Annotated in this window: 11 protein-coding genes and 1 tRNA gene; 5 read left to right on the top strand and 7 right to left on the bottom strand. The window is 69.9% G+C overall.

Translation table 11 applies throughout. The features are described 5' to 3' along the window. Window position 1: 1 nt before the first annotated feature. Genes eccCa through ACN263_RS00735 form a run of 3 tightly spaced genes read left to right on the top strand, consistent with a single transcriptional unit; the run spans window position 2 to window position 5,267 of the window. On the top strand, window positions 2-3,958 hold the full coding sequence (eccCa, locus tag ACN263_RS00745; protein ID WP_422737908.1) for a type VII secretion protein EccCa: 3,957 nt from the start codon (window positions 2-4) through the stop codon (window positions 3,956-3,958). Continuing rightward, window positions 3,958-4,317: a hypothetical protein gene (locus ACN263_RS00740; protein ID WP_422737907.1), complete on the top strand. Its 360-nt coding sequence runs from the start codon at window positions 3,958-3,960 to the stop codon at window positions 4,315-4,317. The genes eccCa and ACN263_RS00740 overlap by 1 nt, the downstream gene beginning before the upstream one ends. Beyond that, entirely contained in the window at window positions 4,314-5,267 is a 954-nt protein-coding gene (locus ACN263_RS00735; RefSeq protein ID WP_422737906.1) for a DUF6177 family protein, read from the top strand. The genes ACN263_RS00740 and ACN263_RS00735 overlap by 4 nt, the downstream gene beginning before the upstream one ends. 270 nt (window positions 5,268-5,537) lie before the next feature. Here ACN263_RS00735 and ACN263_RS00730 read toward each other — a convergent pair whose 3' ends face one another. The 5 genes from ACN263_RS00730 to ACN263_RS00710 all read right to left on the bottom strand — a co-directional run bounded on the left by ACN263_RS00730 (window position 5,538) and on the right by ACN263_RS00710 (window position 9,676). Continuing rightward, window positions 5,538-6,146 carry a hypothetical protein gene (locus tag ACN263_RS00730; RefSeq protein ID WP_422737905.1) on the bottom strand — a complete coding sequence of 203 codons (609 nt, stop codon included), beginning with the start codon at window positions 6,144-6,146 and terminating at the stop codon, window positions 5,538-5,540. Window positions 6,147-6,223: 77 nt separating this feature from the next. Beyond that, the gene (locus ACN263_RS00725; protein ID WP_422737904.1) at window positions 6,224-8,626 is read right to left on the bottom strand and encodes a hypothetical protein; all 2,403 of its coding nucleotides are present in this window, start codon (window positions 8,624-8,626) and stop codon (window positions 6,224-6,226) included. Next, window positions 8,623-8,982 (bottom strand): DUF6507 family protein, encoded by a 360-nt coding sequence (locus tag ACN263_RS00720; RefSeq protein WP_422737903.1) that lies wholly within the window; start codon window positions 8,980-8,982, stop codon window positions 8,623-8,625. Before ACN263_RS00720 ends, ACN263_RS00725 begins: the two co-directional genes overlap by 4 nt. 38 nt (window positions 8,983-9,020) lie before the next feature. Next, window positions 9,021-9,323 (bottom strand): pore-forming ESAT-6 family protein, encoded by a 303-nt coding sequence (locus ACN263_RS00715; RefSeq protein WP_422737902.1) that lies wholly within the window; start codon window positions 9,321-9,323, stop codon window positions 9,021-9,023. 17 nt (window positions 9,324-9,340) lie between these two features. Beyond that, window positions 9,341-9,676 (bottom strand): hypothetical protein, encoded by a 336-nt coding sequence (locus tag ACN263_RS00710; protein ID WP_422737901.1) that lies wholly within the window; start codon window positions 9,674-9,676, stop codon window positions 9,341-9,343. A 314-nt stretch (window positions 9,677-9,990) separates the two neighbouring features. Here ACN263_RS00710 and ACN263_RS00705 point away from each other — a divergent pair, with 314 nt between their 5' ends. Beyond that, window positions 9,991-10,647, top strand: coding sequence for a hypothetical protein (locus ACN263_RS00705; protein WP_422737900.1), 657 nt, complete (start codon window positions 9,991-9,993; stop codon window positions 10,645-10,647). A 20-nt stretch (window positions 10,648-10,667) separates the two neighbouring features. Here the strand turns inward: ACN263_RS00705 and ACN263_RS00700 are convergent. Further along, a tRNA-Thr gene (locus ACN263_RS00700) sits at window positions 10,668-10,741 on the bottom strand. 144 nt (window positions 10,742-10,885) lie between these two features. Between ACN263_RS00700 and ACN263_RS00695 the strand changes: the two genes are divergently transcribed. Beyond that, window positions 10,886-12,622 carry a metallophosphoesterase family protein gene (locus ACN263_RS00695; RefSeq protein ID WP_422737899.1) on the top strand — a complete coding sequence of 579 codons (1,737 nt, stop codon included), beginning with the start codon at window positions 10,886-10,888 and terminating at the stop codon, window positions 12,620-12,622. Between the two features lie 114 nt (window positions 12,623-12,736). Here ACN263_RS00695 and ACN263_RS00690 read toward each other — a convergent pair whose 3' ends face one another. Then, window positions 12,737-13,576, bottom strand: a complete 840-nt coding sequence (locus tag ACN263_RS00690) for a PSP1 domain-containing protein (protein ID WP_422737898.1) — start codon at window positions 13,574-13,576, stop codon at window positions 12,737-12,739. Between the last annotated feature and the right edge of the window lie 120 nt (window positions 13,577-13,696).

Below are 13,696 nucleotides of genomic sequence, written 5' to 3'. Positions count from 1 at the left end.
TATGTCGACGCGCATGGTGCACCGCCCCGCCCGGATGGCCCGCCCGATGGCCGCGATGGACCCCCTCGTGCTGGACCCGCCACCACAACTGCCGGACGGCAAGTCGGCGATGGGGCTCCAGGCGCTGCTGCCGATGGCCGGCGCGGGGGTGGCCATGAGCATGATGATGTTCCTGCGGGGCTCCGGATTCGCGGCGCTCGGCGCGGTGGTCATGGTGGCGGCGCTGGGCGCCGCCGGCGCGATGTACCTCACCCAGTTGGGCAAGGCCGGCCGACAGCGCCGCGCGCAGCGCGAGCGCTACCAGGACTACCTGGAGGAGCTACGGGACCACCTACGCGAGACCGAGCAGCGTCTGCGTGACGAGGCGACCATCCTCGACCCGCCGGTGAACCGGCTGCTCGACGTGATCCGCAGCCCGGCCCGGCTGTGGGAGCGCCGCCGCGCCGACATCGACTTCCTGCACGTACGCCTCGGTGTGGGCGCGCTGCCGGTACGGCCGATCGAGCTGCGCGAGCAGAGCACGCCCACCAATCCGCTCGACCCGTTCATGCGGCACGAGGCGCGCTCACTGATCCGCCGATTCGCGTTGACACCGGGGCTGCCCCTGCGGGCGAACCTCGACAGCGCCGGGGACGTCAGTGTGATCGCGCCGAACCACGCCGAGGCGGTCGCCCTGGCCCGGGCGATCCTCGTACAGGTCGCGACGTTCCACGCGCCGGACGACGTGACGCTCGCGATCATCACCACCGGAGAGCGGGCCCGGGACTGGCGGTGGGCGCGGTGGCTGCCACACCTGCTCGACCGGACCTCGATCGGTCCGTCCGGCCCGAACCCGCTGCTGGTCACCACGGTGCAGGCGCTCGTCGAACTGCTCCGCGACGACCTGGAGGAGCGGGCCACCAGCGCGCTCAAGTCGTTCCGCCACGGCGTCGGGCGCGCCGAGGTGAAGGCCCGTCCGCGCCTGTTGGTCGTCGACGACGCGCACGGTGAGCTGGCCCGCGTACTGGCCAGCCCCGACCCGACGGTCGGCCTGGCCAGCCTCGGCGTCACCGTGGTGCACCTGCTCGCCGACCGGCTGCACGAGCCCGGCGACGTCTCCCGCCGGATCACCGTCCACGGCGACTCGGTCACCCTGGAAGACCTCAGCGCGTCCCCGGCGGTGACCGTGCGGGGCACCCTCGACGAGGCACCGGGCCCGCTCGTGGAGGGACTGGCCCGCAGCATCGCACCGCTGCGGCTGTCCGCCGACTCCTACGACGACGGCACCGGCACCCCGCCGGCCGACTTCCGGGAGCTGCTGGGCCTGTCCGACCCCACCGACCTGGATCTGGCCAGCCTTTGGCGACCGCGCGGCGAACGGGACTTCCTCCGCGTCCCGATCGGGGTCGACCCCGCGGGACGTCCGGTGCTGCTCGACCTGAAGGAGCCCGCGCAGCTCGGCATGGGGCCGCACGGACTGTGCGTCGGCGCCACCGGCTCGGGCAAGAGCGAACTGCTGCGTACCCTCGTGCTCGCCCTGGCGGCGAGCCACCCGCCGGAGCGGATGGCGATGGTCCTCGTGGACTACAAGGGCGGTGCCACCTTCGCGCCGTTCGGCGAGCTGCCGCATCTGGCCGGGCTGATCACCAACCTGGCCGCCGACGCGGCGCTGGTGGAGCGGATGTACACGAGCCTCGACGGCGAGGTGCAGCGTCGCCAACAGGTACTCGCCGACGCGGGCAAACTCACCGACATCACCGAGTACCACCTGCTCCGCGCCCAGGGTGAGCACGCCCACCTGCCCCCACTGCCACATCTCCTCGTGCTCATCGACGAGTTCGGTGAACTGCTCGCCGCCAAGGCGGAGTTCATCGACCTGTTCCTGCGGATCGGTCGGATCGGCCGGTCCATCGGCGTACACCTGCTGCTGTCCAGCCAGCGCGTCGAGCAGGGCAAGATGCGCGGCCTGGAGAACTACCTCGCCTACCGGATCGCCCTGCGTACGCTCACCGAAATCGAGTCGCGCACCGTCCTCGACGAGGTCGACGCGTTCCACCTGCCGCCGCTGCCCGGAAACGGCTACCTCAAGGTCGACGTGTCGATCTACCAGCAGTTCAAGGCCGCCTACGTGTCCGGCCCGCTCGACGACGGCGCGGATGACGAACTCGCCCCGATCGTCGGGCCGCTGGCGAAGCCGATGCCGGTGTTCGCCACCGCGCCCACCGACGCCGCCGGGGGCACGCCCGACGAGCCGACGGCGACCCGGCGCACCACCGGGCCGACCCTGCTGTCCACGGTGGTCGGTCAATTGGCGGCGGGCGGCGAGCGCGTCCCGGCGATCTGGCTCCCACCGCTGCCGTCCCTGCTCACCCTCGACGAGGTGGCCGGCGGGGTGGTCACCACACCCGACGGCGTACGCCTGCGGACCGACTGGCGCTCCGACGGCGGGTTGCCGGTGCCACTGGGTCGACTCGACGACCCGGCCCGCCAGTGGCAGGGCCCCTGGGTGGTGAACCTCGCCGGGAGCGGCGGCAACCTGCTCGTCCTGGGCGGACCCGGCAGCGGCAAGACGACGGCGCTGCGGACCCTCGCGCTCGGCCTGGCCACCACCCACCGCCCCACCGACGTCGGGATCTACGGCATCGACCTGCTGGGCAACGGCCTGTCCGGGCTCGCCGAACTGCCCCACGTCGGGGGTGTCGCCGGCCGCGAGGACCGGGAACGGGTACGCCGTGTCGTCGACGAGGTCCACGCCATGCTCACCCGGCGGCAACGCCTCTTCACCCGGCACCAGTTCGACTCGGTCGAGGACCTGCGCAACGCCGACGAGAGCGTACGCAGCGAGGTCGGCTGCGTCGACGTGGTGCTGCTGATCGACGGGTACGGGCAGCTGAACGCGGAGTTCGAAAGCCTGGAGACCAAGGTGCACAGCCTGCTCGCCCGGGGCGGTCGCTACGGCATCCACGTCATCGGCACGGCCCGACGATGGAACGAGGTGCGCGCCGCGCAGCAGGTCGCCTTCGCCAATCGCGTCGAGCTGCGGCTCACCGAACCCGCCGAGTCCAGCATCGACGGCAGGCAGGCCCGCGCCGTACCACCGGATCAGCCCGGTCGGGCGCTGACCGGCGCGAAGCTCTTCGCGCAGGTGGCGCTACCCCGCCTGGACGGGGTCCCCGACCCGGCGCTCGCCGGTCTGGTCACGGCCGCCCGCTCGGTACGGGACGCCTGGACGGGACCACTGCCGCCACCGGTACGGGTCCTGCCCGCCGTGCTCCCCGTAGCCGACCTCGCCAGCACCCCCTCCGGTCACGGGGTGATCCCCTTCGGCCGCTACGAACACGACTTCTCCCCCGCCGTACTCGACCTCTTCGGCCGCGACCAACACCTCCTCGTGCTCGGTGACCCCCGGACGGGAAAGACGAACCTGCTGCGCCTGGTCGCCGAGGAGTTGATGGGGCAGTACGACTCCGAGGAACTGGTATTCGCCGTGTTCGACCCGCGCCGCGCCCTCGCCGACGTGGTGCCCGACGCCTACTGCGGCGGGTACGCCCCGAACCCGGCCCTCGCCCAGCAACTGTCCCGGGCGGTCACCGACGAGCTGGCGAAACGGCAGTCGCCCGAGGCGGCGCGTACCCGGATCGTGCTGCTCATCGACGACTACGACATCCTGGCCGCGTCGGCCACGCAGCCGCTCGGCGCGCTGGTGCCGCATGTGGCGGCCGGGCGCGACACCGGGCTGCACGTCGTGCTGGCCCGCCGGGTGGCCGGCGCCTCACGCGGCCTGTTCGAGCCGTTCCCACTGGCCGTACGGGAGGCCGGCTGCCTCAGCCTGCTCATGTCCGGCGACCGGACGGAGGGCCAGCTCTTCTCCGGCGTACGGCCGATGGTTCTGCCGACCGGCCGCGCGCAGCTGATCCGCCCCGGCGACGGTCCCCGGATGGTGCAGACCGCGTTCGCCGGTGAGACGAAGGAGCACTGATGACGTTCGACACGGTGGCGTTGTGTCGCGCCGAACCCGATCCGGCCGCGATGCTCGGCGCCCTGCTCGCGGCCGGCGCCGAACTGAAGATGGACACCGTCAAGGCGGCCGGGCTGGTGCAACTGTTCGACCCCGTCGACGGGCGACTGCTGCTGAGCGTCGAGGCCGCACGCCTGGTCCGGGTGCCCGGCGAGGCACGGCGGCTGCTCGACCTCGCCGACGCCGACGACGTACCCGAGCCGGTGTGGTGGGTGGAGAGCCGCGCGCCGGGCGCGGACCCGCAGGCCGCGGACGTCGCCCGCCGCTTCACCGCCGCGCTGGTCGAGATCACCGGAGGGCTGACATGGACGGGCCGATGACCGGCGCGACCGACACGATCACCGACCGGGCGGTCGTCCTGCACCAGGACCGCGCGGTGGTCGGTCTGGCACCGTGGCTCGCGCAGGCCGCCGTCGACGCGGTACGCGACAAACTGCTGCTCCAGGTCGTCACGCCGGCCGACGGCGTCATCACGTACCCGTTCGAGACGATGCTCGCCCAGGCGCAGGGCCAGTGGGTGGTGCGGGCGGGCGAGGAGTACCGCGACGGGCTCACCGGGCTGCCGCTGCGCTGGGACGGTCACCGCTTCACCAGGTCGGACGCCACGCAGCCCGTCGGATCCCTGCCCACCGACACGCCGTGGACGGGCGGCCTGGAGATCCAGATCGTCACCGTGCACCCCGCCACCGAGGCACTGCGACTGGGCGCCGGTGCCGAAGCCGCCATCCGCGCCCTCACCGGCAGCGATCCGATCGGGTGGGGTGTCGCGGAGCCGGCCACCGAGCCGTGGTCACGCCACGAACTCACCGCGTTCTGTCGAACGCGCGCGCCATCGCCCACCAGCCTGACCATCGTCGGCGGCGAGGGCGAGTCGGCGACGCTCGGCGTCCTGACGGTCGAGCGGGTCGACGTCGGCGTCCGCGAACAGCTCCGGCTGGCCGGCCCGCCCCTGTCGGTCGTCGACGCGGCGACGCTCGAAGGGCTCGCCGAGAAGGTGGCGGGTACCGCCCGCAGCATGATCGTGACCGTGCATCCGGGCCGGTCCGGCGGGCTGCGGTCGAGCACGCCGAGCATGCCGGCGTTGCCGTGGGGGATCCTGGTCGGCCATCACGAGCGTCCCGTCGAGTCCGAGCCGGAGGTGGTCGTGGGCCGCGCCTTCGGGCGGGGCGCCCGACGGGCGTGGTGGTACCGACTGGACGGCGGCCCGGGCGCGCCGTACGAGACGCTGGGGGCGGTGCTGCGCCGCTACGGTCTGAACGTCCCCCGCTAGATCAGCTCCGGTTGACGGTCGATGAACCGGCTCACGCTCTCCGCCTCGGCGCGGGTCTTCTTGTGGAGGCCGGAATCGCTCGCCAGAAGATCGAAGTAGCTTTTCTTCTCCTCGGAACCGCTGAGACCCGAGAGGTCACCCGCAGGTCGTCCTCGATCTCAACGTCGTCCTACTCGGCTCGCACAGTGCTACTCCGGGATGAGCTGGCTGGCCGGGTGGTCACTGTCAACGGCCGACAATGTTGTCTGAGTCTTGAGAGCAGCGATGGATCTAGGTTCGCGCGCGCTCGCTGTCGATGAGCCACCGCTTGCTTGCCGCCTCTGCGCGCGTCTTCTCGTGCAGGTCCGGATCATTCGCCAGCTGGTCAAAATAGGCACGCTCATCCGACCCGCCGAGACTCAGAATCGCCGAAATGGTTTGGATCGCGTGACGCCACGGCAGGCGCCGAGTGGCCCACTTGAGGAGGTCGAGCGCCCTGGCACGCTCTGCGACAACCAGATGATCCCGTGCGACCCACCCGAACCAACGGAGCAGATCCACGGTCAGGCCATTGACGATGAAGGTCGCCCACATCTGCCCGACCGCCTCGACGAGCTCATCCGGGGGCTCGGTCCACGTGGCTTCGAGTATCTCCACCACGTCGTCCCCCTGCAGCCAGTCACGCACGTTCGTGCGCGTCACGTCGGCGAGGGTCGGCAGCCGTCGCTTGAGCCTTATCTGCAGCAGGAACCAGTCGTCGTTGGAGAACGCCTCGGGCAACCCCCAGTTCGGGTCGTCGCCGTAACGAGCGGCGGAGTTCACTTGAAAGGCCAGACACGCTTCCAGGGCCGAGAGCGCCAGCGACCGGTGTTCAGGGTCGGCCGGCAGGTCCCTGATCACGGGGTGACGTCGCCCAGACTCCGCCGCCTGCCACGAGGGCGGCAGGGCCAACAGTTCGGGCGGTACCAAAGATTCGCTCACAGGAAGTCAACTCCATAGGGCCTGAGGAAGTCGCGTGCCGCAGCAAGGTTCGGCAGGTGTTCGTCGAACCAGGCCCCCGCCTGGCCCCGCTTCATGGGGTGCGCTGGATCCGCTGCCGCCTGCGCCGCCGCCTCACGCAGTTGGCGCAGCTGATCCGGAGTTAACGTGCGCCCGCCAATCTGGACCGGCACGTCGGCATCGGCGATCCGGTCGAGCGCATACTGCTTCGGCTCAGGGTTGGTCATGCTAAACAAGCCCTTCAACCCCTCGTCGGTCCCGACGCGGTAGCTCACTTCTCGCCCTGCGGGATCTGCCGCCCGCCATTCAAGCATCCGGTCCAACTGCTCGGGCTTCTCACTGAGCTTATTGGCTACCGTCTGCGCGGTCGCCTTGACCTCGTCCAAATGCACCTTGCCGTCCCTGGTCTGGTACACCAGATCCGACTCGGGGACGTCACCGGTATGGACTACCGTACCGGTGCCAAGATCGACAGGCTCGTTCTTGACACTGATACCGATCTTGGAGCCAGGCATCAGGTCGGGGCTGTTGAGGACGTCGTTCGCGGCGCGCAACTCAGCGGCCGCTCCCGCCGCGGCGGAACGGTCTCCACCCAACTGATCCATCATGTCGCGCAGAACCTGGGCCTGCCGATCCGCACTGCCCGCCAACCGCCCGGAATCCTGTAGGTCGACGAAGTCCCGGACGGCGCGGTTGGCCACACCGTCCGGCAGATCGGTACGGGCGAGCAACTCCAACGCCTGGGCCCGCGCTGCCGGATTGAGCCGTTCGGCCTGATCAACGAACCGCTGTTGCTCATCCGGCGTGAGATCCCGCCCGCGATCGGGGTTCCCCCCGCCCGGCGGATTCCCGTCAGGCGCGTTGCCATTCGGCGCGTTACCGCCGGGCCCGTTGCCGTCCGGCACGTTGCCACCAGGTCCATTGCCGTCCGGCAGATTGCCACCAGGCCCGTTGCCATCGGGGAGGTTGCCGCCGGGCGTGTTGCCGTCCGGGAGGTTGCCGCCCGGGGTGTTGCCGTCAGGGAGGTGCCCACCGGGGGCGTTCCCATCCGGAATGCGCCCGCCGGGCGTCAGGTCACCTGGGACGTGGCCGCCCGGCGTGTTCCCGCCAGGCAGGTGGCTACCCGGCCCGTTGCCGCCGTCCATGTGCATCGCGTCGCCACCGCGAACGGTGGGCATCTCGACGTCGAAGCCACGCCCGATCGGCACATCGCCGGCGATCGCCGGAACCAACCCGAGCTGCGGAATCTTGATGTCGAACTTCCTGGCGAAGTTGATCGCCACCTCGCTGACGGTGGGCAGCTTGTCGAGCCAGTTACCGGTACGGACCAGCGCGGCGCTGACCCGCGCGGCGGTGGCGCTGCCTCGGATGGTGTTGACGGCCGCGCCCGCACCGCGCAGCCCGGAGGCGGCACCCTTCGTGCCCACGACAGCCGAGACGATGTTGAAGGTGGCCATGCCGGCCGCCTTCGACTTGTCCTCGCCCCAGGTGTCGTACGCGATGATGGTCTTGCCCGCGTTGAGCAGGAGGTTTCCGGCCTCGCGCTGCTCCATGAACGGCATGCCGACCGTCTGGTCGATCACGATCGTCACCGGGTTGATGTAGATCGAGACCGCCCACACGAACTTGCCGAGCCCCAGCCATGACTGGCCGGCGGTGCCCCAGCTCCACTCACCGGTGGTGGGATCCCGGCCGATCAGCGAGCCCAGGTCCCCGAGCATGGTCATGAAGCTTTCGCCGACGCCGACGAAGAACGCCCCCACGTCACCGAGGAAGCCACGGTCGTGCTCCTCGTTGCTACCCCAGGGCAGGGCGCCGTCCTCGCCGGCAGCGGCGTTGAGCGTGTCGGCGGTGAAGCCGTACTCGCCGTCCTCGGCCTGGCCGTCGGCGTTGTCGGCCCGGTACTGGCGGCCGCCGTAGAGGGCGTTGATGGTGTTGGCGCACTTGCGCTGCGCCTCGAAGAATGCGGCCACCTGCGTGTTCACGGCGGTGATCAGGCCGTTGTGCTTGTCGACCTTGCCCTGGTCCTCGCGCCAGTCCTCGTCGTCCTTGATGGAGCCGACGAACTGCTCCGCCTGGACCTTGAGCGCGGCGAGCTGCGCCTTGATCTCCCTGACCTCGGTGGCGTACGTGGCCAGCGCGGCTCCGACGGCCTGGATGTCCTCGCCCACCGAGGCCGACACCGTACGCACCGGACCGGTGGCGGCGAAGAGCTGCGTCGCCTCCGGTGCCTTGTACACCGCCGCCAGTCCCTGCCAGGTGCTGTCGACCGCCTGGCCGGTGTTGGCGAAGTCCACGCCGGCGGTCTTGACCGTCTGGGCATGAGTGGCGAGCGCGTCCATGTTGCCGGGGATCTGCGGGATCTCCCCCGGGTTGATCATCGCGGCACCGCCTGTCGACCCGGCCCCGGCATCGTGGCCGACGGGTCGGGCGCCGCCGCCGCGCTGCGCTGCGCGTTCGCGGCCATTTCCAGGTCACCCTCGACGTAGGCGTTCGTCGCCTGCGCCGCCGCTTGCATGCACGCCCCCGTGCGAGTGAACACGAACTCGAGATCCGTCCGAATCGACTCCACGAAGCCCTGAAGCGCCTGGCCCACGATCTCCGAACTGGACTCGGCGGCAGATCCCTCCAACGCCGAGTTCAAGCTCGTCATCTGCCCCTCGAAGGGCATGGCCGCGGCATGGGTACGAGTCAGGACGTCGCGCACTCCCCCGGGGGAGATATCCCACGCGCTCACGCTCGTGCTCCCTCGTCAACAACTCGTCGGATACCGGCTCAACCGATCGACTGCACCGCCGAGCGGGCACGGGACAACGTGGTGTTCGCCGTCTCGTCGTTCTTCGTCATGGTGGTCTTGACCAGGTCGATGATCGTGCGGACCTCGCCCGCCGCCCGGTTCCACCGGTCCTCGACGGTGCGGTACTCCTCGGACACCCCGTCGGCCTGAAAGTCGGCCATCGCCGCCGCGACGTCGGAGCTGCGCTGCGAGATCACCGCCTCGAGGCGGGCGATGATGCCGGCGAGGTCACCCTGCACCTGCTGCGACGTGCCGGTGTCGAAGCTGCGTCGGTCTGTCATGACTGTCACTCCCCGTGTCAGCGGCTGCTGGAGAACCTGGCGGCGTCGAAGTTCGCGGTGCCCTCGGACGACCGGGCATTGTCCGACATCTCGGTATCGCCCTGACCGAAGGCGGAGTCCATTCCACTCTGGCCGCCCAGAATCGCGCCCAGGGCAGAGTTGAGTTCGGCGGTGATCGAATCGGCGTTGGCCTTGAACGAATCGAAGGCCACCCGGCCGGCCCCGTTGAAATTGCCCTGCAACGGCTCGGCCGCAGCGATCAACTGCTTGATCAGAGAACCGAGATCATCGGAGGAACTCTGCGTCTGCTTGGTCAAACTGCCGAGCGTCTGCGCCCCCATGTCGAACTTCATGCCAGTCCTCCCGCGTACCCCGATCCAACGTCCCGCATCTATGCTACGAGACCCCCGCCACATCGCTAGAGGTGAATTTCGCGCAGACCGATAGCTGCGGGCCTGTTGCCACCGAATCGGAGTGCTGCGCATTACTAGATCAAGATGGACGATCGACCGACCTGGGCACATGGCGATCCAGCAGTGGAAACAGCTCTCGACATCGCACACCACTCCTCCGCGATCCGCCGACCTCTTGTCGACTGGATGCGGACTGCGCGCAGGCGCGGTCACATCCGGTTCGGCCCTGCCGCCGTTCCTCTATCGTGCGGGGCGTGGCCGGATCTAACGGTGAGGAAGCAGGGTCGGACCTGCCTCCCGGACGCCCTGTGTGGTTGCTGGATGTGGATGGCGTCATCAACGCGAACCGGCCAGGCTGGGGCGGGCCACCCAGGAAGAGTCAGGTCTGGTCGGACACCGACCAGGTGCCATACGTCGTCCGCTGGGCGCCCGCGCTGATCGACCGGATCCGGTCCCTCCGTGCTTCCGCCATCATGGACATCCGTTGGTGCACCACATGGTGCCTCGATGCGCGCCGGCTTGAGTACCTGTGGCACCTGCCCCCGCTGGCTCGGGCGATCACCGCTGATCCGATGCCACGGGGTCCTGCTTGTTGGCCATTGAAGCTTGCTGCGGCTCGCGCCGTGCTGGCTCAGGGTCGCAAACTTGTCTGGACTGACGATGAGGCACTGCCCCCGCCAGGCCCTCTACGTGATCAGTTGACCGCCGGTGGGCAAGCACTTCTGATCGCGCCCGACGCAAACCGCGGCCTGCAACCCGACGACCTGGACCGGATCGAGTCGTTCGTCGGAGCCTTGCGACCGTACCGGCTGGACGAGGCGGTTGCCGCGCGGGATGCGGACCATTTGCGGACCGACACGTCCGGCGGCGGTGTCGTGGACCTTGAGAAACGGCGAAGCCCAGGCCAATGATGACCTGGGCTTCCGTACCGAGCCGCCTGACGGAATCGAACCGTCGACCTACGCATTACGAGTGCGTCGCTCTAGCCGACTGAGCTAAGGCGGCAACGATCAGCAAGTGTACGGCACCCCGCGACCCCGGGCCGAGCGGGATACCCCCGACGCTCCCGACACCGCCAAACGGACAAGCGCCGCCATCCGGCTAATTACCGGACAGCGCTGCACGGAGACCGGTACTACGCTGCGGCGAGTGACTGACGAACGCGACGATCACCAGGCACCGGCGGACGAACAACCCGACGGCGAGCCGGCTCCTCGCCGCCCACGCTCCACCGACCCGTTGGAACTGGGCTTCACCCCCCGTAAGCCGGTGCCCTGGCTGGCGCCGTTCCTGCTGATCAGCACCGGCATCCGGACGCTGCTGGCGATCCTCTTCGGCGCGTACCTCGACAAGCGCGAACTGCAGAACGCCTTCGGCGACGGCGTCTTCCGCCAGGCCGGCCCGGACGGTGGGCTCTGGCTCGACTACGTGGCCGACCTCGGCGATGGCTTCCACGCCACCTACTCCGTCGCGTACCTGCTCGCGCAGCCGGAGCTGACCGTGGACGGGCACCGATTGCCCCGCGCGCAGACCCTGGTGATGGGTGGCGACCAGGTCTATCCGTCGGCGGCCTACGCGGAGTACGAGAACCGCTGCAAGGGCCCGTACCAGGCCGCGCTTCCGGCGACGCCGCCCGACCGTCCCACGCTGTTCGCGGTGCCGGGAAACCATGACTGGTACGACGGCCTGACCGCTTTCCTGCGCCTGTTCGTCCGCTCCCGGGACCGTAATTTCGCCGGCTGGCGTACCGGACAGTCACGGTCGTACTTCGCCGTCGAGTTGCCGGCCGGCTGGTGGCTGCTGGGCGTGGACGACCAGTCCGGCTCGTACCTGGACGACCCGCAGTTGGCCTACTTCGACGAGGTGGCCCGGCGACTCACCCCCGAGTCGAAGGTGATCATCGCGACGCCGTCGCCAACCTGGGTCAAGGCCGCCGACGAGCCGACAGCGTACGACTCGATCGACTACTTCGTGCGGACGATCATCGGCCCGACCGGGGCTCGGGTGCGGCTGCTGCTCTCCGGGGACCTGCACCACTACGCCCGTTACGCGGGTCCGGACCGGGAGTTGATCACCTGCGGCGGCGGCGGGGCGTACCTGTACCCCACCCACAAGCTCCCCGAGCGCATCGAGGTGCCGCCGCGCGACACGCTGGCCCGGCGGGCCAGCCGCACCCAGCCGTACGACCTGGTGGCGCGCTATCCGGACGCGGCCCGATCACGCCGCTACGGCTGGGGCATCTTCGGTCGACTGCCGTTCCGCAACCCGGGCTTCGCCACCCTGCTCGGTACCCTGCACACCCTGCTGATGCTGGCCATGGCGGGCGCGACGGCGAACTGGGCGGACAGCACCAATCAGCGGCTGTTCAGCGTACCGCTGGTGTTGATGGTGCTCGTGACGGTGATCGCGGCGGTCCTGTTCGCCAAGCCGCCCAGCGCCAGCGGCAAGCGGCACGCGCGGCACTGGCTGCTCGGCGTCGGCCACGGTGTGGCCCATGTGGCCCTCGCCGCCGGCGGCACCTGGGTCTGGTTGGCGCTGCCGTTCTACTTCTGGCCGTGGCCGCTGCCGGCGGTCGCCGCGGTGGTGCTGTACGGCCCGGTCATCGGCCTGCTGTCCAGCCAACTGGTCGCGGCGTACCTGCTGGTGGCGGGTGCCTTCGGGGTGAACGTCAACGAACTCTTCGCCGGCCAGGGCATCGAGGATTCCAAGTCTTTCCTGCGGATCCGCATCGACCCGGACGGCACGCTGACCGTCTACCCGATCGGCGTCGACCGGGTCTCCCGCGACTGGCAGGTCAACCCCGACCAGTCCCCCACGGCAAGCTGGCTGACCCCCAAAACCCCCCTGACTCCCCACCTAACGGAACCCCCGGTAGTCCTCACCTGACAGATCCACACCCCCGTTGATCATGAAGTTATTGCTCCGACACGCCGACAGCGATGGCAATAACTTCATGATCAACGGCGTCAGGCGGGGGGCCGGGGGCGGGGGGGCCGGGGGTTAGGGGGTGTAGTGCTGGTCGTGGGCTTGTCTCGGAGCACACACGGAGGCGCGGGAGCAGGAGCAGCGGGAGCCGTCCGCGTCGAGGCGTACGGTCACCGCGTCGCGGGGCACGCTGTGGCCGACCACCCGACCGCTGCCCTCGGGTGTCGTCACCCGACTGCCGACGGCCGGCGCGGTCTCCTGGAAGCGCTGGTACAGCGGGTGTTCGTACTTGAGGCAGCACATCAGCCGACCGCAGGCTCCCGAGATGCGCAGCGGGTTGAGCGGCAGATCCTGGTCCTTGGCCATCCGGATGGTCACCGGCTCGAAGTCGGTGAGGAACGTCGCGCAGCACAGGTCCCGACCGCACGAGCCGATACCGCCCTGGACCCGCGCCGAGTCGCGCGCGGAGAGCTGGCGCAGCTCGACCCGGCAGTGCAGGGTGGCGCCCAGGTCGCGGACCAGTGACCGGAAGTCCACCCGGTGCGGGGCGGTGAAGTAGACCGTGCTGCGCTCGCCGCCGCCGTCGGCGGAGCCGAGCACGTGGTCGACGGCCACCACCTTCATCGGCAGGCCGTGCGCGCGGATCAGCCGCTTCGCCGCCACCTTCGCCTCGGCCTTACGGCGGCGCAGCGCCTCGTCGCGGCGCAGGTCGTCGTCGCCGGCCAACCCCACCAGCCGGGGGAAGCCGTCGGTCTCCTCGCTCACCCACTGGGCGGCCCAGACGCACTCGGCCACCTCGGGGCCGTCGTCGGTCGGCACCAGCACCCGGTCGCCCACCTGGGGACGCAGGTCGCCCGGGTCGAGGTAGTAGAGGCGCCCGTACCGGTTGAAGCTGACCGCGCAGAGCATGCCCATCCCCCCACCCTACGACGGATCACCGCAGAGGACGTCGGGGGCGATGCCTCCAATGCCATTCATGACCGTCGACTCGACCGATTGCCGGGCCACCCGTCGTGCCGATGGTCCTCGCCCGGA

The sequence above is a fragment of the Micromonospora sp. WMMD729 genome (genome assembly GCF_049315225.1).
Taxonomy (GTDB): Bacteria; Actinomycetota; Actinomycetes; order Mycobacteriales; family Micromonosporaceae; genus Micromonospora.
The sequence above is the reverse complement of the archived record's forward strand: the minus strand, read 5'-3'. Positions and strand labels throughout refer to the sequence as shown.

Coding starts and splice junctions, on each gene's coding strand:
- eccCa (WP_422737908.1), top strand. CDS start 2: ATGTCGACGCGCATGGTGCACCGCCCCGCCCGGATGGCCCGCCCGATG.
- ACN263_RS00715 (WP_422737902.1), bottom strand. CDS start 9,323: ATGACAGACCGACGCAGCTTCGACACCGGCACGTCGCAGCAGGTGCAG.
- ACN263_RS00735 (WP_422737906.1), top strand. CDS start 4,314: ATGACCGGCGCGACCGACACGATCACCGACCGGGCGGTCGTCCTGCAC.
- ACN263_RS00740 (WP_422737907.1), top strand. CDS start 3,958: ATGACGTTCGACACGGTGGCGTTGTGTCGCGCCGAACCCGATCCGGCC.
- ACN263_RS00725 (WP_422737904.1), bottom strand. CDS start 8,626: ATGATCAACCCGGGGGAGATCCCGCAGATCCCCGGCAACATGGACGCG.
- ACN263_RS00690 (WP_422737898.1), bottom strand. CDS start 13,576: ATGGGCATGCTCTGCGCGGTCAGCTTCAACCGGTACGGGCGCCTCTAC.
- ACN263_RS00710 (WP_422737901.1), bottom strand. CDS start 9,676: ATGAAGTTCGACATGGGGGCGCAGACGCTCGGCAGTTTGACCAAGCAG.